This window comes from Streptomyces sp. NPDC018693, assembly GCF_044391385.1.
GTDB lineage: Bacteria > Actinomycetota > Actinomycetes > Streptomycetales > Streptomycetaceae > Streptomyces.
This window is the reverse complement of the sequence record NZ_JBIRZZ010000018.1, coordinates 36235-63230: the sequence shown is the minus strand read 5'-3', so window position 1 is coordinate 63230 and position 26996 is coordinate 36235. Positions and strand designations below refer to the sequence as shown.

Here is a 26996-nt window from a genome sequence, read left to right as displayed (position 1 = left end):
TCACCAGAGCGACGGGTCCGGGAACTCCGCTGCGGGAGACAGGGGCTGCTCGGCCCAGATGACCTTGCCCCGGGGCGTGTAGCGGGTTCCCCAGCGCTGGGCGAGCTGGGCGACGAGGAACAGCCCGCGCCCGCCCTCGTCGGTCGCCGTGGCCTGACGGAGGTGGGGCGAGGTGCTGCTGCCGTCGGAGACTTCGCAGATGAGCACCCGGTCGCGGAGCAGACGCACCTGAACGGGCCCGGTGGCGTGCCGGATGGCGTTCGTGGCCAGCTCGCTGAGCAGGAGTTCCGTGGTGAACGCGCAGTCCTCCAGGCCCCATTCGGTCAACTGCCGGACGGCGGCCTCCCGGACGCCGGAGATCGCCGCCGGATCGGCGGGCACGTCCCAGCACGCGGTGTGTTCGGCGCCCAGGGCGCGGGTGCGGGCGACGAGCAGGGTGACGTCGTCCGAGGAGTGCGGGCCGGGCAGTTCCCGCAGCACCGCCTCACAGGTCTGCTCGGGAGCCCGGTCGGCGTGCGACAGGACGGCCCGCAGCCGTTCGAGGGCCGTGTCGATGTCCCACTCCCGGTCCTCGATGAGTCCGTCGGTGTAGAGGACCAGCTGACTGCCCTCCGGCAGATCCAGTTCGGCGGTCTCGAAGGGAAGGCCGCCCAGGCCGAGGGGAGGCCCGGCCGGCAGGTCCGGGAAACGGACCGCGCCACCGGGGTCGACCACCGCGGGCGGGGGATGGCCGGCCCGGGCCATCGTGCAGCGCTGGGAGACCGGGTCGTACACGGCGTACAGGCAGGTGGCGCCGATGATGTCGTCGCCCCCCGGGCGTGACGTCCCCTCCTGGCCCAGGGCGATGACCAGGTCGTCGACGCGTCCGAGGAGTTCGTCGGGTGCCATGTCCAGGGTGGCGAAGTTGTGCACGGCGGTGCGCAGCCGGCCCATGGTGACGGCGGCGTGCAGGCCGTGCCCGACGACGTCGCCGACGACCAGGGCGACGCGCCCCCCGGACAGCGGAATGATGTCGAACCAGTCGCCGCCCACCCCGCCCACGGCGATCTGGGCGGGCAGATAGCGATGGGCGACCTCCACGGCGGTCTGCTCCGGGAGTACGCCCGGCAGCAGGCTGCGCTGCAGGGTGAGGGCGACCGTCTGCTCGCGGGTGAAGCGCCGGGCGTTGTCGACGCAGATGGCGACCCGAGCGATGAGTTCCTCCGCCAGGTGCAGGTCGTCCTCCTCGAAGGGCCTCGACTCGCGGCAGCGGTAGAAGGTGGCGAGCCCCAGCGACGCCCTGCGGGTGCGCAGCGGGACGGCGATGAGCGAGTGGACGCCGTACTCCACGATCTCCCGGATCCGGTCGGGATCCTGCGCCAGCCATTCGGGGACGGCCTGCACATCCGGTTCGAGGACGGCCTGTCCCTCGGCGAAGCACCGGGCCTGCGGCGCGGACGAGGCGAAGCTGATCCGCTTGCCCACCGGGGGGAACGGTGGTTCGGCGAGGTGGGCACCGAGCGCCGCCCGCTGCAGGGGCGCGTCCCGGGCGACCGCTTCCTCGCCGCGCAGCACGGGTTCCAGCAGATCGACCGTGACGATGTCGGCGAACCGGGGAACGACCACCTCGGCCAGCTCCTCCGCGGTGCGTGCCACGTCCAGTGTGGTACCGATGCGGATGCTCGCGTCGTACAGCAGTTCAAGGCGCTCCCGTGCGGCCATCGCGAGCTGCCCCAGCTCCGGGTGACCTACGGCCAGCAGCCACTCGTCGGGGGCCGCGGTCGCCGCGCCGTCGGCGGGTCCCGGCTCTCCTGGCGGCTCATCCGGCGGGGCTGCAACCAACGGCTGCTCGGAGGAGGGAGCCGGAACCATCACCTGCGGTGTGCCGCCCGCGTCCCCGACGAGGCTCAGCTTGACCACCACGCCCTCCTCGCCCGAGGTCCCCGCCACGGGACGGCAGACGAGCGCGGCCGTGCGGCCCCCGGACAGCGACACCTGCACGGTGGTGCCGCCGGCCGCGGAGATCAGCTCGGTGGCCTTCTCCCGCAGGACGTTCCGGTCGCTGTCGGTGAGAGCGGAGAGAGAGGACGCGGGCAGAGGGACGTCCTGTCGGCGCTCGACCTGAAGGGCCTCCTGGAGCAGAGCCTGCTCCCGGACCCTGCGGTCCTCCAGCAGCCGTAGCCCGACGGCGTCGGCCGCCTGACGGACCCGGGCCGCCATGTCCGTATCCGCGTCGCCGCACAGGCAGGTGAGGCCGATCACGCCTTCGAGGCTTCCGCTGAGGGCGTCGCGGACGACGGCGCCCGCCGACACGAAGGGCCGCAGACAGGCGGCGAAGTGTTCGGCGCCGAAGACATGGAAGTCCTGCCGCTCCTCCAGGGCCGTGGCGATGCCGTGGGTGCCGACGTACTCCTCGGTGTAGGTGAAGCCCGGTGCGAGCCGGACCGCCTCCAGGTGCCGGTACAGCGCCCTCTCACCGGAGCGGCAGCGCAGGATCACGCCGTGCCGGTCGGCGAGGACGACGGCCACGCGCGCACCCGCCAGCTCGGTTTCCAGCCGCTGCAGCACCGGCGCCGCCGCCCGGGCAAGACGGTTCTCCAGGTCGGCGTCCGCCTGGTAGGGAGGTGCGATCCGGTCCGGCGACAGTCCCATGACGGCACAGCGCCGCCATGAGTTCAGGATCGGGGCCCGCAGGCCGGTGACGGCCGACTCGCCCCTCAGGAACCGCTCCCGGTCTCGGGCCACACCGTCGGCGCCCCAGAAGTCCGTCACGGAGATCTCCTCTCCTGGAGGAAGAACCCCGAAGGCTCTGCTCGATCGGGGGCCGGAGCGTGGCCGCCGCCCTGGGCCCCCGGTCTGCCGGCATGTCGGGCCGAAGGGCTCCGGCCTGCGGGGCACGTCCGTTTTTTCACGATACTCCGTCCGTCCCGCCGTGGAACCCGGGCAGCCGGACAGCCCCTCCGGGCCAGGTCACCGGCCGGGGGTCGCGGGCAGAGCCGCCGGCCCTTCGGGTACGGGGCGTGCGAGGTGCTTGGCGATCAGCACACAGGCGGCGCCCACCAGTACGCCCGCCGCGATGGCCGCCAGGTACAGGCCGGGCCTCCCGATCAGGCCGATGACCCACAGCCCGCCGTGCGGGGCGCGCGAGGTGGCGTCCACGGCCATGGACAGGGCACCGGTGACCGCGCTCCCGGCCATGATCGACGGGATGACCCGCAGCGGGTCGGCCGCCGCGAACGGGATGGCGCCCTCCGTGATGAACGAGGCACCGAGCAGCCAGGCGGCCTCCCCCGCCTTGCGCTCGCTGTCGGTGAAGCGCGCCGGCCGTACGACCGTGGCCAGGGCGAGGGCGAGCGGAGGCACCATGCCGGCTGCCATGACGGCGGCCATCACCTGCAGATCGCCGCTGGCCAGGCCGGCCACGCCGAAGGTGTACGCGACCTTGTTGACCGGACCGCCCATGTCGAAGGCCATCATCAGGCCGAGCAGAGCGCCCAGCAGGATCTCGTTGGCCCCGGTCAGACCGTCCAGCCAGTCGGTGAGGCCGCGCTGCGCGGCGGCGATCGGCTCCCCGATGACGATGATCATCAGCAGGCCCATCACCAGCGTGGACACCAGCGGAATCCCGACCACGGTCATGACGCCCGCGACCGCCCGCGGCACGGGAATCCTGCGCAGCGCCGTCACCACCGCACCGGCGAGCAGACCGCCGGCCAGGCCGCCGAGGAAGCCCGCGCCGATCTCGACGGCCAGCAGGCCGGAGACGACGCCGGGTACCAGGCCCGGCCGGTCGGCGATGGCGTAGGCGATGAAGCCCGCGAGGATCGGCACCAGCATGGCGAAGGCCGTGGTGCCGATCTTGAACAGCACACCCGCGTAACCGGCCCGGTCGAGCAGCTCGGACAGGTCGGTCACGGCCTGGTAGGTCTGCCCCTGCCAGGTGCCGCCGTCGACCTTCGCGGCGACCTCGGCGCCGCCGATCATGAAGGCGAGCGCGATCAGGATGCCGCCCGCGGCGACGAACGGAATCATGTAGCTGACCCCGGTCATCAGCCACTGCCGCAACCGGGTCGCCGGGTGGACCTTGGCCTGCTCCGGGGGCGCGCCCCGCGCGGGGCCGCCGGCCGCGGCTTCACGGGCCTCGGCGGACCGGTCGGCCTCGCCGCCCGCGGCTCCTCGGGCCTCGTCGGCGGCGCCCGGACCGGTGCCTTCCCCCGTGGCCGTCGCGTCCGTCCGGGCCGTCGCCCGCGCGGCCTGCTCGGCCCGGGAGACGAGTTCGCCCGGATGGTTGATGGCCCGTTGCACCGGGGCGGCCACGACGGGTTTGCCCGCGAACCGCTCGCGGTCCTGGATCTCGGTGTCGGCCGCGAGGATCACCGCGTCGGCCGCCGCGATCTGCGCGGCGGTCAGCCGGACCGCACCGGCGGCGCCCTGCGTCTCCACCACGATGTGGTGCCCGGCGTCGCCGGCGGCCTGCTCCAGGGCCTCGGCGGCCATGTAGGTGTGGGCGATGCCGGTCGGACAGGCCGTGACGGCGACGATCCTCATCGTCCGCCCACCTCCTGGTTGATGAGATCGACGACCGCCCGCGCGTCCACGGCATGGCGCAGGGCCCCGGTGAAGGACGCGTGCACCAGGCGGCGGGCGAGCGACGCCAGGATGTCCAGGTGTTCGGCGTGGCCGCCGGCCGGCGCGGCGATCAGGAAGACCAGGTCCGCCGGGCCGTCCGCGGCACCGAAGTCGACGCCGTCGGCGCTGCGCCCGAAGGCGAGTGTGGGCCGGGTGACATGGACGGAGCGGGCGTGCGGGATTCCGATGCCGCCTTCGAGGCCGGTGGGCATCTCCTCCTCCCTGGCCCGTACGTCGGCGAGGAACCCGTCGAGGTCCGTGACGCGGCCTTCGGCGGTGAGCCGGGCGGCGAGGGAGCGGACCGCCTCGTGACGGTCCGTGGCCCGCAGGTCCAGATCCACGAAATCCTGGGTGATGAGGTCGGGCATCGCGTCAGTTCCGTTCGGAGATCGGGCGTCCGGGATCGAGGTGTGTGTGCACGACGACAGCCGACCGGTCCAGGTCCCACTGTCCTGGCATCCCGCTGCCGGGCTGCGACACCGCGGCGGCGCCCCAGGCCAGGGCCTCCGCGAGGGCGGCGGGTCCCCCGGCGGGCGCCGCCAGGTATCCCGCGAGGAGAGCGTCGCCGGCGCCGACGGAGCTGCGCGGTTCGGCGACGCGCTGCTCCGCGTGCAGCACCGCGGAGTCGTCGACCAGCAGGGCACCGTCGGGACCGAGGCTGGCCAGCACCGTCCGGGCACCGCGAGCGCGCAGCACGTTGGCCGCGGTCAGTGCCTCGCCGAGCGTGGTCACCGGTATCCCGGCGGCCTCCGCGAGTTCACCCCGGTTGGGCTTGACCAGATCCGGACCGGCTGTGAGGGCGGCGGTGAAGGCGGCGCCGCTGGAGTCGACGGCGATCCGCGAAACCCCGCTGCGGCGCAGCAGGGACACCAGGTGCGCGTAGAGGTCGACGGGGGCGCCGGGTGGCAGATTGCCGGCGAGAGCCACCCACCGGACGCCCTGGGCGGCGGCACGGGTGGCTGCGGCGAGCGCGTCGATCTCGGCGGCGGAGAGCTGTGGGCCGGCCGCGTTGAGCTTGGTGACGGTGCCGTCGGGCTCCACGACGCTGATGTTGACCCGGACCCTGTCGGCGATCGGTACGGTGACCACCTCGACGCCTTCGGAGGCGAGGAGTTCACCGAGCCGCTCGCCCTCGGATCCGCCGCAGGGCAGGACGGCCACCGTCCGGTGACCGTTGGCAGCCAGCGCCCGGGAGACATTGACCCCCTTGCCTCCCGGATCGAGTCGGCTGCCGGTGGCACGGATGACCGAGCCGGGCCGCAGATCCGGGACCTCCAGGGTGCAGTCCAGGCTCGGATTGGGGGTGAGGGTGACGATCACGCGCGCACCACACTGGAACCGAGGGCAGTGAGGGTGCCGGTCCGCCGGAACATTTCCCGACCGGCAGAACCACAGTACCTCTGGCCCGTCGGAGCGCAGCCGGAGAGAGCCTCCGGCTCGTGGTCAGCCCTCGCTCACCAGGTCGAGGTCGTCACGAGACGCCTCACGGGTGATCTTCGGAACGGGCCACTCGCGGTTCAGCGGCCGGGACACGTCGCGCCACCAGGGGTGCGCGGGGAGATCCCCGGCGGGCTCGAAGGACCGGCCCGGGACAGGGGCGGCGACCTTCTGTCCGACCGCGGCGGCCGCGGCCAGCGTCCACTCGCCGGGCTCGGCCCAGGGGTGGGTCGCCAGATTGAAGGTGGCCCAGTGGATCGGCAGCAGCACACCGCCGGGGCCACCGCCCTGCAGGTCGAGATGGGCGCGCAGGGCCTCCTCGGGGGTCATGTGGATGTCCGGCCAGAACTCGCTGTACGCGCCGAGCTGGATCATCGTGGCGTCGAAGGGGCCGTGGGCGGCGCCGATGTCCTTGAAGCCCTCGAAGTAGCCGGTGTCACCGCTGTGGTAGACGCGGTGCTCCTCGCCGGCGACGGCCCAGGACGCCCACAGCGTGTGCTGTGTGTTGCGCAGGCCGCGGCCGCAGAAGTGGCGGGCCGGGGTCGCGGTGAGGGTGAGGCCGCCGACCCGCGTCGCCTCGTGCCAGTCCAGCTCGCGCAGCCGGCTCTCGGACACGCCCCAGTGCTCCAGATGGGCGCCGACACCCAGCGGGACGGCGAACAGGGTGTCCGTGCCGGCCAGCGCCTTGATCGTGGGCAGGTCGAGGTGGTCGTAGTGGTCGTGGGAGATCACGACGACGTCGACCGGGCCGAGGGCGGCCAGCGGCAGCGGGACCGGGTGCAGCCGCTTGGGGCCCGCGAAGGCGAAGGGCGAGCAGCGCTGCCCCCAGACGGGGTCGAACAGCACCCGCTGCCCGTCTATCTCCGCGAGCACGCTGGAGTGGCCCATCCAGGTCAGGCGCAGGCCGGTGGCGGGCGGCTTGGCGAGGTCGGCGAGGGTGGTGGCGTGCACGGGGATCGTGCCCGTGGGGGCGCGGCGTGCGCGCGATTCCTTGTCGAACAGGGTCTTGGCGAATTCGCCCGCCGCACCCGAGGGGCGGGTGCGGGCGGGGCCGCCGGGGTTCTGGAACACCCCGTCCTTGAAGTGGGGCGATCTGCGGATACGTGCGAGCCGCTCACCGCTCGGCTCCGCGCCGAACGCCTCGGGCTGCAGGGAACGGAGCCCGGGGCTCAGGGAACGGAAACCGGCCACGCTACCTCCAGGTGGAGTCGTTAGGCGTTCCATTATGGTCCGTCCGACTGACAGTCCCTCGGGGTGTGGGCCGCCGGTGGCGTTCCCGGGCGGTGTTGCGTCCACCGGCCGGTGGGGGCCCGGCGCGCGGTTCCCCGCGCGTCTTTCTCCGGGGCTTCGCCTCGTGTCCCGGCTCGGGTGAGCGAGACGCGGGCGGGCCTCGTCGTGTGCCGGGGGACGGTGTGCCGTCGTCCCGGCGTCCGGGCGGGGCCGCGCCCGCGTACCGCTCCCGTGCGCTCACCTCAGTGGGGGAGCCACCGGGGCCCGCGCCTCAGGCCACCGCCTCGATCCGCATCCTGATGTCGTCAGGGGACAACGTGCCCTTGGCGCTGACATGGTCGCCGGAGGACTCGCCGCGCAGCCGGCGGCCGATCCACGGCACCAGGTACTCCCGCGCCCAGTGGACGTCGTCCTTGCGCACGTCCAGGGTGCCGCGCGGCGGAAGCGGCGGCCAGGGCTGCTCCGGGTCGGCCGGCACCTCCAGGCCCAGCGCCTGCCCGGCGCGCAGCGCCACACGCGTGTGCCCCTCGGGCGAGAGGTGCAGCCGGTCGTCGTCCCAGGCCCTGCGGTCCTGCACGGATTTCAGGGACCACAGGTCGAGCACCGGGCAGCCGTACCGGTCGGCGATGGCGCGCACATGCCCGTTGTAGGTGGCGATCTTGCCGCGCAGGTGCTTGAGCACGGGGACGCCCCGGGTGTCGAAGCCGGTGGTCACCAGCACCGTGCCGGCCGTCTCGGTCAGCGCCGCGATCGCGCGCTCGAACCGCTCGGCGACCTCGTCGGGGTCGGTGCCCGGACGGAGGATGTCGTTGCCGCCCGCGCAGAACGACACCAGGTCCGGCGCGAGTTCGACCGCCCGCGGCAGCTGGTCGGCCATGATCTGGTCGAGCAGCTTCCCGCGCACGGCGAGGTTGGTGTAGTTGAAGTCGCCCTCGGGCCGCCGGTCGGCGAGCAGGACCGCGAGCCGGTCGGCCCAGCCGACGAACGCCCCGTCGGGGCCGGGGTCGCCGACGCCCTCGGTGAAGCTGTCCCCCACCGCCACGTACGACCCGATCACTGATCTGCTGTCACTCTTCGAATCGTCTGCCACAGCGGTTCATGATTCACTGCGGATTGTGACCTACGCGACCGTAGGCAAGGGTTGACGGACGGTGAGATAAGCCACTCCCCAAGAGTCCGTCAACCCGGGAATACGTGAAGACCGGATACCCGGATACCCGGATACCCGGATACGGGGACAACGGCCGAAGGCCGGACCCAGGGGATGGGGGTCCGGCCTTCGGCGGTGTGCGGGCGGTCAGCCGACGGAGACCCCGTGCGAGCGGAGGTAGGCGACCGGGTCGACGTCCGAGCCGTAGTCCGGGGTGGTGCGGATCTCGAAGTGCAGGTGCGGACCGGTGGAGTTGCCGGTCGAACCCGAGAGGCCGATCTGCTGGCCGGCGCTCACGCTCTGGCCGGCCGAGACGGACAGCGCGGACAGGTGGGCGTACTGCGCGTAGTAGCCGTCGGCGAGCCTGATGACGACCTGGTTGCCGTACGCGCCGCCCCAGCCGGCGGAGACGACCGTGCCGGCGCCGACGGCCTTGAGGGAGGTGCCGGTCGGGACGACGAAGTCGACACCGGTGTGGTAGCCGCTGGACCACATGCTGCCGGCGACGCGGTAGGCGGTGCCCACGCCGGCGGAGACGGGCGCGGTGTAGCCGGTCGCGGCGGTCTGCGTACCGGCCGACGTCGTCGCGGACGAGGAGGAGTTCGACGTCGTGGACTTCGACGGCGTCGACTTCTGCGTCGTGGACTTCTGCGTCTTCGGCGTCGTGGACTTCGCCGACGACTTCGACGACTTCGAGGAGTTCGAGGAGTTCGAGGACGACGACTTCTTTGTGGTGCCCGTCGACGCGGCCTTCTTGCCGATCGACAGCTTGAGGCCGGGGTGGATCAGTGACGGGTCGCCGCCGATGGCCGCGCGGTTGTCGCGGTAGAGCCGCTGCCAGCCACCACTGACGTTCTGCTCGTCGGCGATCTTCGAGAGATAGTCGCCGGGGCGGACCGTGTAGATCGTCGCGGCGGCCTTCTTTTCCGTGCTCTTCTTCTCGGCGCTCGCCTTTTCGGCCTTCTGCGTCACCGGGGCGGACTGCACGGCCTTTTGCGAAACGGACTGGGCCGAAACGGACTGGGCCGGGGCGGCGTGGGCGCCGGTGGCACCCAGCAGCGGGAGAGCGAGCGCGACGCCACCGGATCCGGCGACGGCGATCGAGCGGGCGAAGCGCGGGGTCTTCGAGCGGCGGTGCTTACCCTTCGCGGGCATGGCGAATTCCTCTCCGGCGCCTGCGAGGTGAGCTGTCGGGTGCGGGCTGGAGATGCCCGGCCGCGTCCGGGGACGCGGCTTTACCCCTAGCCGTTCCGGAGACCGGAACAGGCGGTGATACCTGTGGGTCCCCCGCTCCTGCCGTCACGGGTGAGTGTGTGGGGCTCCGGTCGGCGGCAGGATTGGGCGTCCGTCCGGATTGGTGGCGAACGTAAGCGACCAAGACGCACGGAAACAAGCAGAGGTTGCACGGGCCCCGCTTTTCTCGTGATCCCCTGTGAGAATTCCCAGTCACCCTGCGTGCATCAAAGAACCTGCCGTTTCACCAAATCCCCTTGAAAGGAGGCTCGATTACGTGAACATGACGGACAACGCTCGGTCACGGATATGACGATGCTCACGTGACGCTGCTCCAGCTCTCCCCATTCCAGAGCGAGTTGGAACGAAGGCTGCAATTCGGACAGAACGCTCAGATACGACGCAGCCGGAGAACCGTCGCATCCAGGTCGCCACGCAGCCCGGCATCCAGCCCATGGTGCAGCAGCAGCGCCCCTCGATGCGTTTCGCCCGTTTCAAGGCATTCGTACGACGCTGTCGGGTCGAGCCCGCGCAGCCGCACCGCCGGTACGGGTTCGCCGTACCGCTGGGCCTGGAGCCAGGCCAGGACGACGGACTCGTCGCCGCGGACGTACTGCACGGCACTCAGCCCGCCCTCCGGGGGCCGCAGCCGGTAGAGGTCGCCGCGCTGGACGAGAGGCCGGATCTCCTTGTAGAGGGCGACCCACTCGCCGGCCTCGGCGAGCTCCTCCTCGCTCCACTCGGCGAGGTCGCCGCCGACGCCGAGCACCCCGGCCATCGCGCTGACGAAGCGGAAGCGCAGCGAGCTGACCCGGCCGTTGAGCTGGGTGTTGGGGCTGTCGGTGACCCAGGCGGCCATCACGCGCGCGGGATGGACCTGACTGAAGCCGTGCTGGATGGTGAGCCGGTCCAGCGGGTCGGTGTTGTCGGAGGTCCACACCTGGTCCGTACGGCTCAGGACGCCGAGGTCGATGCGCCCGCCGCCGCCCGAGCAGGACTCGAAGGCGACGCCCGGGTGGGCCTCGCGCAGCCGGTCCAGCAGGGCGTAGAGGGCGCGCACATGGTCCACCCAGAGGCGCTGCGGGTACGGGTCGCCCGGCCATCCGGCGTCGGTGAAGCAGCGGTTGAAGTCCCACTTCACATAGTCGACGGGCGCGCTGGAGAGAAGACCGTGGAGCTGCTCCCACAGATACTCCCGCACATCCTCGCGCGCGAGGTTCAGCACGAGCTGATTGCGAAATTCCGTCCGCTTTCGTCCCGGTTGGTACTGCACCCAGTCGGGGTGTGCCCGGTACAGGTCGCTGTCCGGGTTGACCATCTCGGGCTCGACCCAGATGCCGAACCGCATCCCGAGCGCGTGCACGTAGTCGGCGAGCGGCTTGAGCCCGGAGGGGAAGCGATCGGGGTTGGGGGTCCAGTCGCCGAGTCCGGCGCGGTCGCTGGTGCGCGCACCGAACCAGCCGTCGTCGACGACGAACAGCTCGACGCCGATCGCCGCCGCCCGCCGGGCGAGGGCCGCCTGCTGCTCCTCGGAGATGTCGAAGGTGGTGGCCTCCCACGAGTTGAACAGCACCGGCCGGTCCTGGTCGGCGTCCGGGATGACGTACGCGCGCTGGTAGGCGTGCCAGGCACGGCTCGCGCCGCCGAAGCCACCGTCGCTCCACAGACCGGCGAAGACGGGCGTGGTGAAGGAGTCCCCCGCCGCCAGGCTCAGCAGGCCGGAGTCGTCGTGCCCGGCGCCGCCGGTGATCTGCACGCGCGCGTCGGGGAGTTGGGCGACGGCGATCCGCCACGAACCCGACCAGCCGAGGGCGCAGCCGTAGACCTCCCCGCGCTCCTCGGTGGCGTCGGTGTCCAGGGCGACCCAGGGCAGGTGCTGGTGCCCGGTGTGGCCGCGCCGGCTGCCGATGACCTTCTCGCCGTAGGTGAGTGCGGAGCGGGTGAGCCGGGACTCGGCGGCCCAGCGGCCGTGCAGCTGCGACAGCCGCCAGCCGTCGCGCTCGGGCAGCGTCCAGGTGGCGGAGTCGGCCCGCAGCAGCTCCAGGGCCTGCTCCCCTTCGTTGCGCAGCGTCGTCCAGCGCTCCACGACGTCGCCACGCATCCGGTAGTGCAGGGTCACCGCCAGTCCGGCGTCCCGGAAGAGCAGCCGCAGCTCGTCGCCGTCGGTCTCGTGCCCCGCGTAACGCCACTCGGTGCCGCGCCGCCCGTCGGCGCGCACGGACAGGGCGGGCCGGACGAAGCGGCGGCCGCCCTCGACGGGATACTCCTCGCGTCCGTCGAGCCGGGACTCGAAGGGCCACTCGCCGGGCAGCCCGCGCGCGGCGAGGGCCTCGGCGTCGGCGAGCGCGATCGCCGGGCCCCAGTGCAGATGCAGCACTTCGTCGCCGTCGGTGACATGGACGGCGTAACTGCTCGTGGGACCCGAGAGCAGCGCCGTACGGCCGTTTTCCGCGATCTCCAGCATCGGGCCTCACAGATTCGAACAGACGCGATCAGACAGCAACATCATCAGGGGCGGGAGGCCATCTGGGCAACGGCCTGTGGACAACTCCTGACCCAGGCATGTCGCCTCGCACCGGCCTGTGGAGAACCCGTCGCCCCAGGCCAGCGATGCCGTATGGTCGAGAGGATGCCCCGGTCGGCCACCCGAGAGCCGCGCCGACCGGGATCGACAGGGAGGGAGCCCCCGTGACGCAGCAGATCCCGTCGACCGAACCCCAACTGGCAGGCGTACGCAACTTCCGTGACGTGGGCGGCCTGCCGACCGAGGACGGACGGCGGGTGCGGCACGGTGTGCTGTTCCGCAGCGGCCACCTCGCGCACGCGACCGAGGAGGACACGGCGTTCCTGTCCGGGCTGGGGCTGCACACCGTCTTCGACTTCCGCAACGCGGCGGACCAGAAGCTGGAGGGCCCGGACGTCGAGCTGCCGGGCGTGCGCAATGTGAACCTGCCGCTGTCGGACCCGGCGGACGGCGCGGAGTTCTGGAAGATGATCCGCGAGGGGGGCATCGACCAACTGCGTGAGATCCTCGGCGACGGCAAGGCGGCCGACCGGATGGTCCTCTCCTACCGCACCATCATCAAGGAGCGCACGAGCGAGCACTCGCACGTGCTGCACGCGCTGGCCGAGGACAGCGTCCCGGCTCTGATGCACTGCGCGGCCGGCAAGGACCGCGCCGGTCTGTCCGTGGCGGTGACACTGCTGGCGCTGCGGGTGGAGCGGGAGGCGATCCTCGCCGACTACCTGGAGTCCAACGCCAAGCACCGCCGCTACAAGGTGCACCGCAACGGCAGCGATGCGAGCGCCTACTCCCCCGAGGTCATGGAGCTGCTCTCCCCCGTGTTCGACGCCCGCGCCGAGTATCTGACGGCGGCCTTCGAGACCATCGACGAGACCTGGGGCGGTGTCGACGCCTACCTGGAGCGGGGTCTCGGCGTCACCGACGCCACCCGGGAGCTGCTGCGGGAGCGACTGCTGGACTGAACCGCCCACGGGCTCACTGGTTGGCGCCGACCTCGAAGAGCAGCCAGATGAAGGCGGCGAAGAGGTGCCCCACGGCGATGTAGATGATCAGCCGGATCCACAGGGAACGGGGAAATCTCTCCTCGAGCTCGCTCATGGCGTCTCTCCTTGGGTGGGGCCGAGGCACAGGGCGGCCGTCGGGCTCTGCAGCAGGGTGTGGACGAACAGCAGCTCCACACCGTCCGCGTCCAGCGCGGCGATGCGGTGCGGGGTCAGGGAGTCGAAGTGCGCGCTGTCGCCGGGCGCGAGCCGGTGCGTGGTGTCCCCGAGCCGCAGCGAGAGCCGGCCCTTGAGGACGTAGAGCCACTCCTCGCCGGGGTGCACGCGCACGATGTCGCCCTGCGCGCCGTGCGGGACGTGCACCCGAAGGGCCTGCATCCCGCGGCCGGACGCGCCGGCCTGCCAGTACGTCCAGCCGCCGGCCGCGGTGGGCTCCATGTCGGCGGCGTGGACGACGGCGTCCCGGTCGGCGACCGTCTCGCCGAGCAGCTCGGACACGGTCGTACCGTAGACGCGGGCGAGAGAGAGCAGCATCGGCAGCGACGGTTGCCGCTGCCCGGTCTCCAGCCGGGACAGATGCGCGGGCGACAAGGAGGCGGCGCGGGCCGCGGCCTCCAGGGTGAGGGCGGCGCGGCGGCGCAGGGCGCGCAGTTGCGGCGCGACGACGGGCAGGGCACCCTCGGGTTCCACCGGGGGTTCCGTCTCGGCGGGGCTCATGCCTCCATTCAGCCCGAGCTTTGCCTCTGCGGCAAATTCCTTGCCTCAGAGGCAAAAACTCCCGGGCCGCCTGGTCACCTGTGGGCGACCGCCTGCTTGATCAGCGTCTTGCCGAAGTCCCACATCAGTCCGCCACCGCTGTGGGCGTCGTCCATGACCTCGGTGAAGGCGTCGACGAAGCGGTCCACCTCCTGTTCGCCGATGATCAGCGGCGGAATCAGTTTGATCACTTCCAGATGGTCGCCCGAGACCTGGGTGAGGATCCGGTGCCGTTGCAGCAGCGGGACGACGACCATCTGCGCGAACAGGCCCTTGCGCGCCGCCTGGAGCATCGCCCACCGGCTGCGCAGCTTCAGCGACCTGGGCCGGTCGAACTCGATGCCGATCATCAGGCCCCGGCCGCGCACGTCGGCGAGCAGCTCGTACTTCTCGGTCAGTGCGGCGAGCCGGGACCTCAGCAGTTCCCCGGTGGCCCGTACGTTGGCGACGATCTGGTCGTTCTCCATCACCGTCAGCACGGCGAGCCCCGCCGCCATCGCCTGCGCGTTGGACCCGAAGCTCGCCGAGTGGACCAGCACCCGGTCCATCGACGAGTAGACCTTCTTGAAGATCCAGTCCCGGCCGAGGGTGGCACCCACCGGCACATAGCCGCCGGAGAGCGCCTTGGCCACACACACCAGGTCCGGCTCGACACCGTCCTCGTGCTGATAGGCGTAGAAGTCGCCGGTGCGGCCCAGCCCGGTCTGCACCTCGTCGGCGATCAGCAGCGCCTTGTGCCGGTGCAGCAGCTCCTGCGCGGCCCGCAGATAGCCGGGCGGGGCCTCGTGCACCCCCTTGCCCTGGATCGGCTCGACGATCAGCGCGGCCACGTCGCCCTTCTTCACCTCCCGGGCCAGCGCGTCGAGATCACCGAGCGGGACGGCGGTGTCGGGCAGCAGGGGCGCGAAGCCGTCCCGGAAGCCGGTCTCGCCGTTGACGGACAGCGAGCCCGTGGTCAGCCCGTGGAAGGCGTGGTCGCAGTAGAGGATCCTCGGCCTCCCGGTGACGTACCGGGCGAACTTCAGCGCGGTCTCGACCGCCTCCGTACCGCTGTTGCCGAAGAACACCCGGTCCAGGTGCGGACTGTGCCCGAGCAGCTGCTCCGCGAGCAGCCCGGGCAGCGGCTGGCAGTCGAACCGGGTCAGGTCGGCGAGCCCCAGGTCGAGCACATCGTGCAGCGCCTTGCGCACCACCGGATGATGCCGCCCGAGCCCCATCACCCCGAACCCGGCCAGCATGTCGAGATAGTCGTTCCCCTCGGCGTCCCAGAAGTAGGCCCCCTCAGCCCGCTCGTACACCTTGTCGAACCCGATGGTGTGCAACATCCGCGGCAGCTGCGGGTTCAGATATCTGCTGTGCAGCTCGTACCGCTCATTCCCACGCGCGCCCAACAACGCACCGAGCTCGAACTCGCTGGTCATTCCCTCTCCTTGAAAGAAGCGTCCGCGTCGGCGCCGGAAAGGGGCACGGGGCTGCATCCGTAAGCGGCTCCACCGCGGGGCGCGACCAGCCCGGACGCAGCCGCAGACGGCCGACCACCCTCAGCGGCAGTACCAGACCCGGCGTCCCGCACCGCGAGACTCGCACTGACCCGCCCCGCGATCTCCACCGGCGTCAGCCCGATATCGGCCAGCACCTCACCCCGCTTGGCATGCGCCAAGAACTGCTCCGGAATCCCGAACCGACGTACAGGTACGTCGACATCCGCGTCCCCGAGCGTGAGCGCCACCGCGGAACCGACACCGCCCGCCCGGCTGTTGTCCTCCACGACGGCCACCAGCCGATGCCTCGCGGCAAGCCCCGGCAACGCCGCGTCGACCGGCTTGACCCAGCGCGGGTCGACGACCGTGCACCCGATCCCCCGCGCCTCCAGCAGCTCCGTGGCCTGGAGACACACCGGCGCCATCACGCCCACCGCCACCAGCAGCACCTCGGGCCGTTCCGCGCGGTGCAGCACATCCATCCCCCCGACCCGGTCGAGCGCCTCGATCGACGGCCCCACCGACTCCTTCGGGAACCGGAGCATCGTCGGCGCGTCGTCGACGGCCACCGCCTCCCGCAGCTGCAGCCGCAACTGGTCCGCGTCGCGCGGCGCGGCGATCCTGAGGCCGGGCACGACCTGGAGGACCGACAGGTCCCACATGCCGTTGTGGGAGGCCCCGTCGACACCCGTCACGCCGGCCCGGTCCAGGACGAAGGTCACCCCGCAGCGGTGCAGGGCCACGTCCATCAGCAACTGGTCGAAGGCACGGTTGAGGAAGGTGGCGTAGACGGCGACGACGGGGTGCAGTCCCCCCGTGGCGAGTCCGGCCGCCGACACGGCCGCGTGCTGCTCGGCGATCCCGACGTCCCACACCCGGTCGGGGAACCGCTCCGCGAACCTGCCGAGGCCGACCGGGTGCAGCATGGCCGCCGTGATCGCCACGACGTCCTCCCGCTCCTCCCCGATCCGCACGATCTCCTCCCCGAACACCGCCGTCCAGGAGGGGCCGTTGGACGGGCTGAGCGGTTCGCAGGTCAGCGGGTCCATCACGCCGACGGTGTGGAAGTGGTCCTCCTCGTGAGCGAGGGCGGGCTCGTAGCCCCGGCCCTTCTCGGTGAGACAGTGCACCAGGACCGGCCCGTGGAAGCGCTTGGCGCGCCGCAGCGCGGACTCGACGGCCCTGATGTCGTGGCCGTCGATCGGGCCGACGTACTTCAGCCCCAGGTCCTCGAACAGCCCCTGCGGGGCGAAGGCGTCCTTGAAGCCCTTCTTGGCGCCGTGCAGGGCCTCGTAGACGGTGTTGCCGACGACGGGCGTGCGCTGCAGGACATCCTTGCCCCAGGCGAGGACCTTCTCGTAGCCGTCGGTGGTGCGCAGGGTGGCCAGGTGGTTGGCCAGGCCGCCGATGGTGGGGGCGTACGAGCGCTCGTTGTCGTTGACGACGATGATCAGTGGCCGGTCCTTGGCGGCCGCGATGTTGTTCAGCGCCTCCCAGGCCATGCCGCCGGTGAGCGCGCCGTCGCCGATGACCGCGACGACGTGCCCCTTCCGCCCCTGCACCCGTCGGGCCTTGGCGAGCCCGTCGGCCCAGCCGAGGGCGGTGGAGGCGTGGCTGTTCTCGATGACGTCGTGCTCGGACTCCTCACGCGAGGGATAGCCGGACAGGCCGCCCTTGCCGCGCAGTTTGGAGAAGTCCTGACGTCCCGTCAGAAGCTTGTGCACGTAGCTCTGGTGGCCGGTGTCCCAGAGGATGCGGTCGACCGGTGACTCGAAGACCCGGTGGAGGGCGACGGTGAGTTCCACCACCCCCAGATTGGGCCCCAGATGGCCGCCGGTCCTGGCCACCGCATGCACCAGGAACTCCCTGATCTCTTCGGACAGTTCGCGAAGTTCCGCCTCGGACAGCGCCTTCAGGTCGCGTGGTCCCCGGATGTTCTCCAGAATGGTCACGCTCGGGCCCCCTCTCGGTCCGTGCCTTGTGTCTCAACTCACTTCGTCTGCTCCGCGATCCTCAGGGCCTCCTCGATGAGGGTCTCCACGATCTTCGACTCGGGGACGGTCTTGACGACCTCGCCCTTGACGAAGATCTGGCCCTTGCCGTTGCCGGAGGCGACGCCGAGGTCGGCCTCGCGGGCCTCGCCGGGCCCGTTGACGACACAGCCCATCACCGCGACGCGCAGCGGCACCTCCATGCCGTCCAGGCCGGCCGTGACCTCCTCGGCCAGCTTGTAGACGTCGACCTGGGCGCGCCCGCAGGACGGGCAGGAGACGATCTCCAGGCGCCGCTGCCTCAGGCCGAGCGACTCCAGGATCTGGATGCCGACCTTGATCTCCTCGGCGGGCGGGGCGCTCAGCGACACCCGGATCGTGTCCCCGATGCCGCGTGAGAGCAGTGCGCCGAAGGCCACCGCCGACTTGATGGTGCCCTGGAAGGCCGGACCCGCCTCCGTGACCCCCAGGTGGAGCGGGTAGTCGCACTGTTCGGCGAGCTGCCTGTACGCCTCGACCATCACGACCGGGTCGTTGTGCTTCACCGAGATCTTGATGTCCCGGAAGTCGTGCTCCTCGAAGAGCGACGCCTCCCAGAGGGCGGACTCGACGAGGGCCTCCGGCGTCGCCTTGCCGTACTTCTGCAGCAGGCGCCGGTCCAGGGAGCCGGCGTTCACCCCGATGCGGATCGGCGTGCCGTGGTCCTTCGCGGCGCGTGCGATGGCGCGCACCTGGTCGTCGAACTTCTTGATGTTGCCCGGGTTCACCCGCACCGCCGCGCAGCCCGCCTCGATCGCGGCGAACACGTACTTGGGCTGGAAGTGGATGTCGGCGATCACCGGGATCCGGGACTTCCGCGCGATGGTCGCCAGAGCGTCCGCGTCGTCCTGCGTGGGGCAGGCGACGCGCGCGATCTGGCAGCCGGACGCGGTGAGTTCGGCGATCTGCTGGAGCGTCGCGCCGATGTCGGAGGTGCGCGTCGTGGTCATCGACTGCACCGATACCGGGGCGCCACCCCCGACCGGCACCGGCCCGACCTGGATCCGCCGCGACGGGCGGCGCGCGGCGATCGGCCGGACGGGCACCTCGGGGACACCCAGGGAAACGGCGGTCATGCGGTCACTCCCGATTGCCGTTGACGGTCTCACGCATCGCCCGCAGGGACTCCTTCAGCGAGCCCATGGTGGCCAGGACCGCGGTGGGTTCGTAGCCGCAGTGCGCCATGCAGTTGGCGCAGCGCGGGTCCTTGCCGCGGCCGTACTTGTCCCAGTCGGTGTCCTCGACCAGCTCGCGGTACGTCGGCACGTAGCCGTCGCTCATCAGGTAGCAGGGCCGCTGCCAGCCGAAGAGCGAGTAGTTGGGGATCGCCCAGGCCGTGCAGGGGAAGTCGACCTTGCCCTCGAGGAAATCCAGGAAGAGCGGCGAGTGGTTGAGCCGCCACTTCCTGCGGTTGCCGCCCGCGAACGCCTTCCTGAACAGCTCGCGGGTCTGCTCCACGCCGAGGAAGTGCTCCTGGTCGGGCGCCTTCTCGTAGGCGTAGGCGGGCGAGATCATCATCTCGTCGACCTTGAGGTCGTCGTTGAGGAAGTTGAGCACCTCGATGATGGTCTGCGGGGTGTCGGTGTTGAAGAAGGTCGAGTTGGTGGTCACCCGGAAGCCGCGCCGCTTGGCCTCCTTGATGGCCGCCACCGCCTCGTCGAACACGCCCTCCTTCGCCACCGACTCGTCGTGCCGCTCACGCAGTCCGTCGATGTGCACGGCGAAGGCGAAGTACGGGGAGGGGGTGAACTTGTCCATCTTCTTGCGCAGCAGTATGGCGTTGGTGCACAGGAAGACGTACTTCCTTCTGGCCACCAACTGGCGGACGATCTCGTCGATCTGAGGGTGCATCAGCGGCTCGCCGCCCGCGATGGACACCATCGGCGCACCGGACTCCAGGACCGCGCCCACGGCCTGCGCGACGGGCATGCGCTGCTTCAGCACTCCCGCCGGGTGCTGGATCTTGCCGCAGCCCTCGCACTTCAGATTGCAGGCGAAGAGCGGTTCGAGTTCGACGATCAGCGGGAACTTGTCACGCCTGCGGAGCTTCTGTTCGGCCAGGTAAGTAGCGACCTTGATGGACTGACGCAGCGGCATGGCCATCGGGCTCACCTCCGGGGGAGCAGCACATTACGGTGCCATTCAAAGAAAGTAGGCAGAACGGAACGGAGAACGCGGAAGGCCGATATTCCACCGCGCAACGTGCCGATCCGGACGAGTTCATGTTCTGGAGCGTCCACGACCACCCGGACGGCCGCAACGGGGCGCTCGCCTGCGGATACGGCGCTCAGGAGCGTGGCCGCCGACTCCATGTCCACGGCGATCGCGCCGGTGGCGAGCAGATCGGACCGTTCGGGTCCGCGCACCACGTGGTCGGAGCCGGTGAGCGGGCCGGTGTGGACGGTCCGCCCGGGCAGGGTGCGCACGAGTTCCTTGACGAGCAGTTCGGTGCTCACGCACGGCACGGTGCCGCGCGGGTCCCGGGTCTCCTCGGCGACCACCAGGTCGCCGGGGTGCATCCCGGGGGCGAGGCCCGCGCAGAAGCCGGTGGCGAGCACCGCCGCACCGGTCAGCGCCGGGTCGCCCAGGAGCCGGGTGACGGAGCGCTCGGCCGCCTTGGGGCCCATGCCCGTGCGCAGGACGGTGACGGGCCCGCCGGCCCCGTAGCGGTCGCCGGTGCGCAACGCCAGTTGCTCGATGCCGAGTGCGCAGGCGATCAGCAGCGGCGGGACCGGGGCGGACTGCGGACTCATCAGCTCCCCTTGACCTCGACGGTGACGGCCTCGACGGAAACCGCCTCCGCCGGAACGCCCTTCGCCGGGACCGCCTCACCGGCGCCCTTCTGCGCGAACGGCTCTCCGTGGACGTACCGGCCGAGCGCGGTGAGCGGGAACACCTGCCGGTACAGGTGGTAGTTGATGGAGAAGTCCCAGGGGAAGCCCGTACCCGTGAAGTAGGGCTCGTCCCAGGTGCCGTCCGGCCGCTGGGTGTCGGCCAGCCACTGGACGCCACGCTCGACGGCCTTGGAGTCCCGCTCACCCGCGGCCAGCAGCGCGAGCAGCGCCCAGGCGGTCTGCGAGGCCGTGGAGGCGCCCCGGCCGCTCCACTGGGTGGAGTTCTGGTAGGAGCGCAGGTCCTCGCCCCAGCCGCCGTCGTCGTTCTGTACGCGCTCCAGCCAGGCCACCGCCCGCCGGATCGCGGGGTGCTGGGCGGGCAGCCCGGCGGCGGCCAGCGCGGGCACCACCGACCCGGTGCCGTAGATGTAGTTGACGCCCCAGCGCCCGAACCAGGAGCCGTCCGGTTCCTGTTCGGCGAGCAGCCAGTCGATGCCCCGGCGGGTGCGCGGGTCGTGGCTGTAGCCCTCGACGGCGAGCATCTCCACCACGTGCGCGGTCACATCGGCCGACGGCGGGTCGATGACCTCGCCGAAGTCGCAGAACGGCAGCCGGTTGGGGAACGGGCTGGTGTTGTCGACGTCGAACGCGCCCCAGGCGCCGTTCCTGGACTGCATGCCGAGGTTCCAGCGCACCCCGCGCGCGATGGCGTTCTCCACCCGCTCGGGGTCGTGGTGCCGGACCCGGCGCAGGGCGAGGACGACCTCGGCGGTGTCGTCGATGTCGGGGTAGTTGTCGTTGTGGAACTCGAACGCCCAGCCGCCCGGCGGGAGTTGAGGTCGGCGCACGGACCAGTCGCCGGGCCGGACGATCTGCTCGCCGAGCATCCAGTCGGCGGCCTTGACCAGCTGCGGATGGTCGGCGGGGAGGCCGGCGTCGGCGAGCGCGATGGTGGCCAGGCAGGTGTCCCACACCGGGGACTGGCACGCCTCGACCATCCGGGCCCCGTCCTCACGCCAGACGGCGTAGCGGTCCAGGGACTCCAACCCGGCGCGCATCACGGGGTGGTCGAGGTCGTAGCCGAGCAGGTGCAACGCGATGATCGAGTACACGGCCGGCGGCTGGATGCCGCCCCAGCAGCCGTCGTTCTCCTGCCGCTCGACGATCCAGCGAGCGGCGGAGTTCAGGGCCGACCTGCGCAGCGACCGCACCGCGACCCTGCGGTAGCCGCGGACGACCTTGTCGAGCCGCTGGAAGAGGCCGTCCCAGGTCGTCGCGGGTGCCAGGGGCCTGGGCGGGCTGGGGCGGGCCGGGTCGGTGTGCAGCTCGTCGAGCGCGAACGGCGCCGGGCGCACCGGGCGTTTGGCGGAGACGACGGTGAGCGGCACGATGGTCTGCCGGGCCCAGCAGCCGAAGTTGTAGATGCCGAGCGGGAACCACTTCGGGAAGTAGATGAGTTCGGGCGGCAGTTCGGGCAGGTCCTCCCATTTCCACCAGCCGAACAGGGCGAGCCAGATCCGGGTGAAGACGCGCGCGGCGGCGATGCCGCCCCGGGCCCGGATCCAGGCGGACGCCCGCGCCATGTGCGGGGCGTCGGGTGCGTCACCGGCCAGGCGCAGGGCGACGTATGCCTCGATGGTGGCGGACAGGTCGCCCGGTCCGCCGTAGAAGGTGGCCCAGGCGCCGTCGTCACGCTGCTCGCCGCGGATGAAGAGGGCTGCCGCCCGGGTCGTCGACTCGTCGCGGATGCCCAGGAACTGACGGAGCAGCAGGTCCTCGGCGTCCATGGTGACGTTGGTCTCCAGGTCGCCCTTCCACCAGCCCTGGGCGTCCTGCCGGGACAGCAGGTGGTCGGTAGCGCGGGTCATCGCGCTCCGGGCGGCTTCTTGCAGCCCGGCCGCGTCGGGGGTGGTGATGTCGGTGTCGCTGGCCGAGGCAGCGCGGGGCGGGAGGGCCGCCCCGGTGCTTCCGTCGGTCGTCGCTGTCATGGCTTCCCCTTCGTGCAGTCGTGTGAGTCCTGCTGCTGTGGGTCCGCCGTCGGCCGGTGCGTTCTTCCCGCGGCACCGGCCGGCGACTACGCGAGGGCTATTCGACCGATAGTGATCATCTCTTTCGTACGACGACGAAGTCGGCGAGCGCCGTGAACCGCGCCCGGACCTGTTCGGGCATGTCGACGGCGTCGAGGGCTTCGATGGCGATGGTGTGCTGACGGCGCGCTTCCGCGGCGGTCCACTCGCGGCCCCCCGCCTCCTCGATGAGGCGGGCGCGGGCCGCGAACTCCTCCTCGGAGAAGTGCTCGACGTCGCTGCTCTTGGCGTCGGCGGCGAGCATCTCGCCGAGCCGTTCGGAGGCCGGGCCGCCCGCCGCGAGCGCGGCCACGACCGGCAGGGACTTCTTGCGCTGGCGCAGGTCGCTCCAGGTCTGCTTGCCGGTGGCCTCCGGGTCCCCCCAGATGCCGAGGATGTCGTCGACGGCCTGGAAGGCGAGGCCGAGGTGGTGGCCGTACCGCTCCAGGACGTCGGCGGTGCGCTCGTCGGCGCCGCCGAGAACCGCGCCGATGGAGGAGGCGCAGGCCAGCAGGGCGCCGGTCTTGTTGCCCTCCATCTCCAGGCACTCCTCCACGGTGACGCGGTCGCGGTGCTCGTAGGAGATGTCCTGGGCCTGACCGTCGATCAGGGCGCGGGTGGCGGTGGTCAGCCGGCGGGCGGCGCGCCCGGCCTCGACCGAGCCGGATTCCAGCAGCACGTCGTAGGCCAGCGCGAACAGGGCGTCGCCGACCAGGATGGCCTGGGCGGGGCCGTGCACCTTCCAGACCGTGTCGCGGTGGCGGCGCTGCTCGTCGCCGTCCATCAGGTCGTCGTGCAGGAGTGAGAAGTTGTGGACCAGTTCGACGGCGACCGCGCCGGGGACGCCGGTCTCCGGCGCGGCCCCGGTGACCTCCGCGGACAGCACGGCCAGTGCGGGGCGCACGGCCTTGCCGCCGTCGCCGGACGTGGGGTGGCCCTGGGCGTCGATCCACCCGAAGTGGTAGGCGGCGACCGTGTCCATGGGCGGTGCCAGGCGGTCGACGGCCGCCCGCAGCACCGGTGTGGCCAGGGTCCGGCCGCGCTCCAGGAGCGCGGACACGTCCACCGCGTCGGCAGCCGTGGAGGCCGGGGGCACAGTGGGCACAGTTTCTCCTCTTGTTGCGGTGCCGGAGGTGCGGGGGTCGGTCCCGTGCGGCTCGGTCCTCACGCAGCCTCCCCGAAGAAGTCCGGGAGACGGTCACGGGACCGGCCCAGGGCGCCGAGGGCGGCCTCGGCCGCACTCACACCGCTGCGGACCGCACTCTCCATGGTCGCGGGCCACCCTGTGGCGGTCCACGCTCCGGCCAGGTACAGGCCGGGGGCCTTGGTGCGGGCGCCGGGCCTGAGCCGTCCGACGCCGGGGGCGGGAGCGAACGTCGCCGTGCGCTCCCGGGTCACGAAGAAGTCCGTCACCTCGGCGCCGCGCGCGCGGGGCAGCAGCCGCTGGAGTTCGGGCAGATAGCGCTCGCGCAGGGCGGCGACGGGCGCGTCGATCTCGTCCTGCGCGGCCGACTGCGACAGCGCCAGGTATTGGCCGGTGCGCAGCCCGGAGGCGTCGGTGCGGTCGAAGACCCACTGCACGGGGGTGCCGAGCGCGGCGATGAAGGGGGCCCCGAGGACCTTGCGGTCGTAGACGACGTGCACGTTGAGGATCGGCGCGGTGCCGATGTCGAGGAGCCGCTCGGGGGCGTCGAGCGCGCCGTCGGGGAGCAGGTCGTACGTCTCGCGCTGGGGTACGGCGAGGACGACCGCGTCGGCGCGGAGCGTCTCGCCGGGGACCCGGACCCGCCACGTGCCGTTGTCGTCAGTGGAGAGGGAGGTGACGCGTGTGCGGGTCTCGGTGCGTACGCCCGCGGAGTCGAGCGCCTCGCGGGCCAGCCGGTCGTGCAGTTCGCCCAGGGGGACGCGCGCCCAGCCGATGTCGGCCGCGCCCGGGTCGGACAGCAGCCCGGTCTTGAACACCATCGCGGCGAGCCCCAGGGAGGCGTCGCCCGCGACCGCGTTGAGGGTGGCGACCCCGACCAGGTCCCACAGGGCCTCGACGGCACGCGCGGACTGACCGTGCGTGGTCAGCCAGCTGCCGAAGTCCTGTGCGTCCAGGGTCGGATCGGCGAGGTCGAGGCCCTTGAGTGCGAGCGCGGCCCGGCCGACCCTGGCGCGTTCGGCGAGTGAGAGATGCGGATAGGCGGCGAGGCTGCGCCCGAGGTGGAGGGGGACGGGCAGCGCGTCGCGCCGCAGTCTGCCGAGCCGTCGGCCCTCGGGCCGGGCGACGTCGACGACGGGCACGTCGAGACGGTCCTGCAGCGGTGCCAGCGCGCTGCCCTCGATGCGGTCGAGGAACCAGCGGTAGGCGGTGCAGCAGCGCAGATAGACGTGCTGGCCGTTGTCGACGGTGAGGTCGCCGCGCTGGAAGGAGAAGGCGAGGCCGCCGAGCCTCGGCCGGCCCTCGAGCAGGGTGACGCGGACGCCCGCGTCGGCGAGGGCGAGCGCCGCGGTGATCCCGGCGAGCCCGCCGCCGACCACGACGGCGTCCCGTACGGAGCCCGCCGGTGCCTCCGTCGGCTGTGTGCCGTCGCTCATCGCGCGTCCTCCCCTGCGTGCCCACCGTGGTGCTTGAAGCCTGCACGAACGGTGGTCGCCCTCAGGGACGCCGCGCCGCACCGGAGGGTTGCGTGCCGCTGTTCGCCGGCTGCGTCACCTTGGTCCACTGCGTCACCCGTGGCGCCCATCAGCCCCGCCTCCTCGGCGCCTGCCGGGACACATGGCGGGTGTCCAGGCCCGACAGTCCGCGTACGGCGACGTACGCCTTCTCCCGGCCGGGCAGCGAGACCCGGCCGCGCAGCACGGCCTCCGGGTCGCGCTCGATCCGGTCCAGCAGCCGGCGGTAGATCCCGGCCATGGCGGCGACACAGGCGCCGCTGCGCCGGTCGAGCAGCGGAAGGAGCCGGTAGCCCTCGGCGAAGAGGGCGCGGGCCCGTCGCACCTCGAAGTGCACGAGGCCCACGAAGTCGGAGCCCTCCGGTGGCGTCGGCCCGTCGAACCCGGCCGAGCAGCCGAACTTGGCGAGGTCGTCGGCGGGCAGATAGGTCCGCCCGCCGACGGCGTCCTCGCGCACGTCCCGCAGGATGTTGGTGAGCTGGAGCGCCAGACCGAGGGTGTCGGCGTACTCCGGTGCGCGCTCGGCACCACGCGCCCCCGGTTCCGTGCCGAACACTCCGAGCGAGAGCCGGCCGATGGCTCCGGCCACGCAGCGGCAGTACGCCCTCAGGTCGTCCCAGGTCTCGTAGGTCTCGCCGCGGACGTCCATCAGGACGCCGTCGATCAGCTCGTCGAGGCCCTTCAGCGGGATCGGGAAGGCCCGGGAGGCATGGGCGAGGGCGACCGCGACGGGATCGGTGTCGTCCTCGTCGACCTCGCCGGCGCGGACTCTGCCGAGCAGCGCCCGGGTGTCCTCCAGGCGCGCGATCTTGACGTCGCCGGCCAGCTCGCCGTCGCCGATGTCGTCGACGCGCCGGGAGAAGGCGTACAGCGCCGAGATCGCGCGGCGCTTGGGCGTGGGCAGCAGCCTGATGCCGTACGCGAAGTTACGGGCCTGCTGCCCGGTGACGGCCTCGCAGTAGCTGTAGGCGGCGATTACCGGTGCGGACGCGGGTGGCGGAGACTCCACGGTCCGGATCACCCCTCTCCTCGCAGAGTCACGCCCACCTCGCGCAGCAGCCGGAGCTTGCCTGGCTTGGGCGGGCCGGGAAGAACGTCGTACTCGGCGGCGGCGATCGCGTGGATCGCCGCCCTTCCTCCCGCCACGAACCCTGCGAGCAGCAGCCTCAGCCTGCCGGTGACGCTACCCACCAGGGGGGCGCCTTCATTCAGGAGGTCGCGGGCGCGTTGGGCCTCGTACGCGATCAGCGCGCGCACCGACGCGCCCGCGGTCGTCGTGGCGAGATCCGCCTCCTGGACGTGAAAGCGCTTCATGTCCGTGGCGGGCAGGTAGATGCGGTCGCGGCCGAGGTCCTCGGACACGTCCTGGAGGTGTTCGACGATCTGCAGGGCGGTGCAGACGGCGTCGGAGCGGCGGATCCGCTCGGGGCTGGCGGTGCCGGTGACGGCGAGGACGAGACGGCCGACCGGGTTGGCGGACAGCTCGCAGTAGGCCAGCAGGTCGTCGTAGGTCTCGTAGCGCCTGACCAGCTGGTCCTGGCGGTTGGCGGCGATCAGCCCGAGGAAGGGTTCGGGGGTGAGCGAGCAGCGGCGGACGGTGGGCTGCAGCCGGCGCAGCAGGGGGTGGCGCGGGGTGCCGTCGAAGACGCGGCGCAGGTCGGCCTCGAAGGCGTCGAGCAGCACCAGCCGGTCGTCGGCCTCGGCGTGCGACACGCCGAGCAGCCGGGCATCGGCGCCGCCGGAGGCGAGATCGCCGTCACCGATGTCGTCGACGAGGCGGGCGAAGCCGTAGACCGCCATGAGGTCGTCGCGCCAGGGGCGGGGCAGGAAGAAGGGGGCCACGGGGAAGTTCTCGTGCGCGGCCTTGTCGAGCGTGCCGCGCTCGGGGTCGCCGCTGTACGGCGCGGTGGTTCGGGTCATCGTTCGCTGCCCGGGGCAGGGACGGCACATGCTGCGTTGAGCTGGGGAGTTTCCGTAGCCATTGCCGT

At 71.8% G+C, this 26996-nt stretch carries 20 protein-coding genes, 1 pseudogene and 1 riboswitch; of the genes and pseudogenes, 1 reads left to right on the top strand and 20 read right to left on the bottom strand.

Annotated features, from left to right (window positions below; translation table 11 throughout):
- From ACH5AC_RS32775 to ACH5AC_RS32745, 7 genes and pseudogenes are all read right to left on the bottom strand, one after another.
- On the bottom strand, positions 1-2751 hold the full coding sequence (locus tag ACH5AC_RS32775) for a SpoIIE family protein phosphatase (RefSeq protein ID WP_398865907.1): 2751 nt from the start codon (positions 2749-2751) through the stop codon (positions 1-3).
- Positions 2752-2949: 198 nt separating this feature from the next.
- Positions 2950-4976 (bottom strand): annotated as a pseudogene (locus ACH5AC_RS32770) (fructose-specific PTS transporter subunit EIIC).
- A 4-nt stretch (positions 4977-4980) separates the two neighbouring features.
- Entirely contained in the window at positions 4981-5928 is a 948-nt protein-coding gene (locus ACH5AC_RS32765; RefSeq protein ID WP_398865906.1) for a 1-phosphofructokinase family hexose kinase, read from the bottom strand.
- A gap of 123 nt (positions 5929-6051) precedes the next feature.
- Entirely contained in the window at positions 6052-7236 is a 1185-nt protein-coding gene (locus tag ACH5AC_RS32760) for an MBL fold metallo-hydrolase (protein WP_398865905.1), read from the bottom strand.
- Between the two features lie 310 nt (positions 7237-7546).
- Positions 7547-8332 carry an SGNH/GDSL hydrolase family protein gene (locus tag ACH5AC_RS32755; RefSeq protein WP_398865986.1) on the bottom strand — a complete coding sequence of 262 codons (786 nt, stop codon included), beginning with the start codon at positions 8330-8332 and terminating at the stop codon, positions 7547-7549.
- A 240-nt stretch (positions 8333-8572) separates the two neighbouring features.
- Entirely contained in the window at positions 8573-9580 is a 1008-nt protein-coding gene (locus ACH5AC_RS32750) for a peptidoglycan DD-metalloendopeptidase family protein (protein ID WP_398865903.1), read from the bottom strand.
- Positions 9581-9584: 4 nt separating this feature from the next.
- Positions 9585-9743: riboswitch (cyclic di-AMP (ydaO/yuaA leader) on the bottom strand.
- Positions 9744-10049: 306 nt separating this feature from the next.
- Entirely contained in the window at positions 10050-12122 is a 2073-nt protein-coding gene (locus ACH5AC_RS32745; RefSeq protein WP_398865902.1) for an alpha-galactosidase, read from the bottom strand.
- Between the two features lie 224 nt (positions 12123-12346).
- Between ACH5AC_RS32745 and ACH5AC_RS32740 the strand changes: the two genes are divergently transcribed.
- Entirely contained in the window at positions 12347-13144 is a 798-nt protein-coding gene (locus ACH5AC_RS32740; protein ID WP_398865900.1) for a tyrosine-protein phosphatase, read from the top strand.
- 13 nt (positions 13145-13157) lie between these two features.
- Here ACH5AC_RS32740 and ACH5AC_RS32735 read toward each other — a convergent pair whose 3' ends face one another.
- The 13 genes from ACH5AC_RS32735 to hpnC form a co-directional block, all read right to left on the bottom strand.
- Entirely contained in the window at positions 13158-13280 is a 123-nt protein-coding gene (locus ACH5AC_RS32735; protein ID WP_398865899.1) for a DUF6126 family protein, read from the bottom strand.
- Positions 13277-13900: a helix-turn-helix domain-containing protein gene (locus ACH5AC_RS32730; protein ID WP_398865898.1), complete on the bottom strand. Its 624-nt coding sequence runs from the start codon at positions 13898-13900 to the stop codon at positions 13277-13279. Before ACH5AC_RS32730 ends, ACH5AC_RS32735 begins: the two co-directional genes overlap by 4 nt.
- A gap of 74 nt (positions 13901-13974) precedes the next feature.
- Positions 13975-15360 (bottom strand): aspartate aminotransferase family protein, encoded by a 1386-nt coding sequence (locus tag ACH5AC_RS32725; protein WP_398865897.1) that lies wholly within the window; start codon positions 15358-15360, stop codon positions 13975-13977.
- On the bottom strand, positions 15357-17372 hold the full coding sequence (gene dxs / locus ACH5AC_RS32720; protein ID WP_398865896.1) for a 1-deoxy-D-xylulose-5-phosphate synthase: 2016 nt from the start codon (positions 17370-17372) through the stop codon (positions 15357-15359). The genes ACH5AC_RS32725 and dxs overlap by 4 nt, the downstream gene beginning before the upstream one ends.
- A gap of 38 nt (positions 17373-17410) precedes the next feature.
- Positions 17411-18526 carry a flavodoxin-dependent (E)-4-hydroxy-3-methylbut-2-enyl-diphosphate synthase gene (gene ispG / locus ACH5AC_RS32715; protein ID WP_398865895.1) on the bottom strand — a complete coding sequence of 372 codons (1116 nt, stop codon included), beginning with the start codon at positions 18524-18526 and terminating at the stop codon, positions 17411-17413.
- Positions 18527-18530: 4 nt separating this feature from the next.
- Entirely contained in the window at positions 18531-19553 is a 1023-nt protein-coding gene (gene hpnH, locus ACH5AC_RS32710; protein ID WP_398865894.1) for an adenosyl-hopene transferase HpnH, read from the bottom strand.
- 5 nt (positions 19554-19558) lie between these two features.
- Positions 19559-20203 (bottom strand): 1-hydroxy-2-methyl-2-butenyl 4-diphosphate reductase, encoded by a 645-nt coding sequence (locus ACH5AC_RS32705; protein WP_398865893.1) that lies wholly within the window; start codon positions 20201-20203, stop codon positions 19559-19561.
- A complete protein-coding gene (shc, locus tag ACH5AC_RS32700; protein ID WP_398865892.1) occupies positions 20203-22272 on the bottom strand; it encodes a squalene--hopene cyclase in 2070 nt (689 codons plus the stop codon). The genes ACH5AC_RS32705 and shc overlap by 1 nt, the downstream gene beginning before the upstream one ends.
- A gap of 115 nt (positions 22273-22387) precedes the next feature.
- Positions 22388-23518 carry a polyprenyl synthetase family protein gene (locus ACH5AC_RS32695; RefSeq protein ID WP_398865891.1) on the bottom strand — a complete coding sequence of 377 codons (1131 nt, stop codon included), beginning with the start codon at positions 23516-23518 and terminating at the stop codon, positions 22388-22390.
- Positions 23515-24930, bottom strand: coding sequence for a hydroxysqualene dehydroxylase HpnE (gene hpnE, locus ACH5AC_RS32690; protein WP_398865890.1), 1416 nt, complete (start codon positions 24928-24930; stop codon positions 23515-23517). The genes ACH5AC_RS32695 and hpnE overlap by 4 nt, the downstream gene beginning before the upstream one ends.
- Entirely contained in the window at positions 24927-25079 is a 153-nt protein-coding gene (locus ACH5AC_RS32685) for a DUF6380 family protein (RefSeq protein WP_398865889.1), read from the bottom strand. Before ACH5AC_RS32685 ends, hpnE begins: the two co-directional genes overlap by 4 nt.
- Positions 25079-26029: a presqualene diphosphate synthase HpnD gene (hpnD, locus tag ACH5AC_RS32680; RefSeq protein WP_398865888.1), complete on the bottom strand. Its 951-nt coding sequence runs from the start codon at positions 26027-26029 to the stop codon at positions 25079-25081. The genes ACH5AC_RS32685 and hpnD overlap by 1 nt, the downstream gene beginning before the upstream one ends.
- The gene (gene hpnC / locus ACH5AC_RS32675) at positions 26026-26928 is read right to left on the bottom strand and encodes a squalene synthase HpnC (protein WP_398865887.1); all 903 of its coding nucleotides are present in this window, start codon (positions 26926-26928) and stop codon (positions 26026-26028) included. The genes hpnD and hpnC overlap by 4 nt, the downstream gene beginning before the upstream one ends.
- Positions 26929-26996 lie beyond the last annotated feature (68 nt).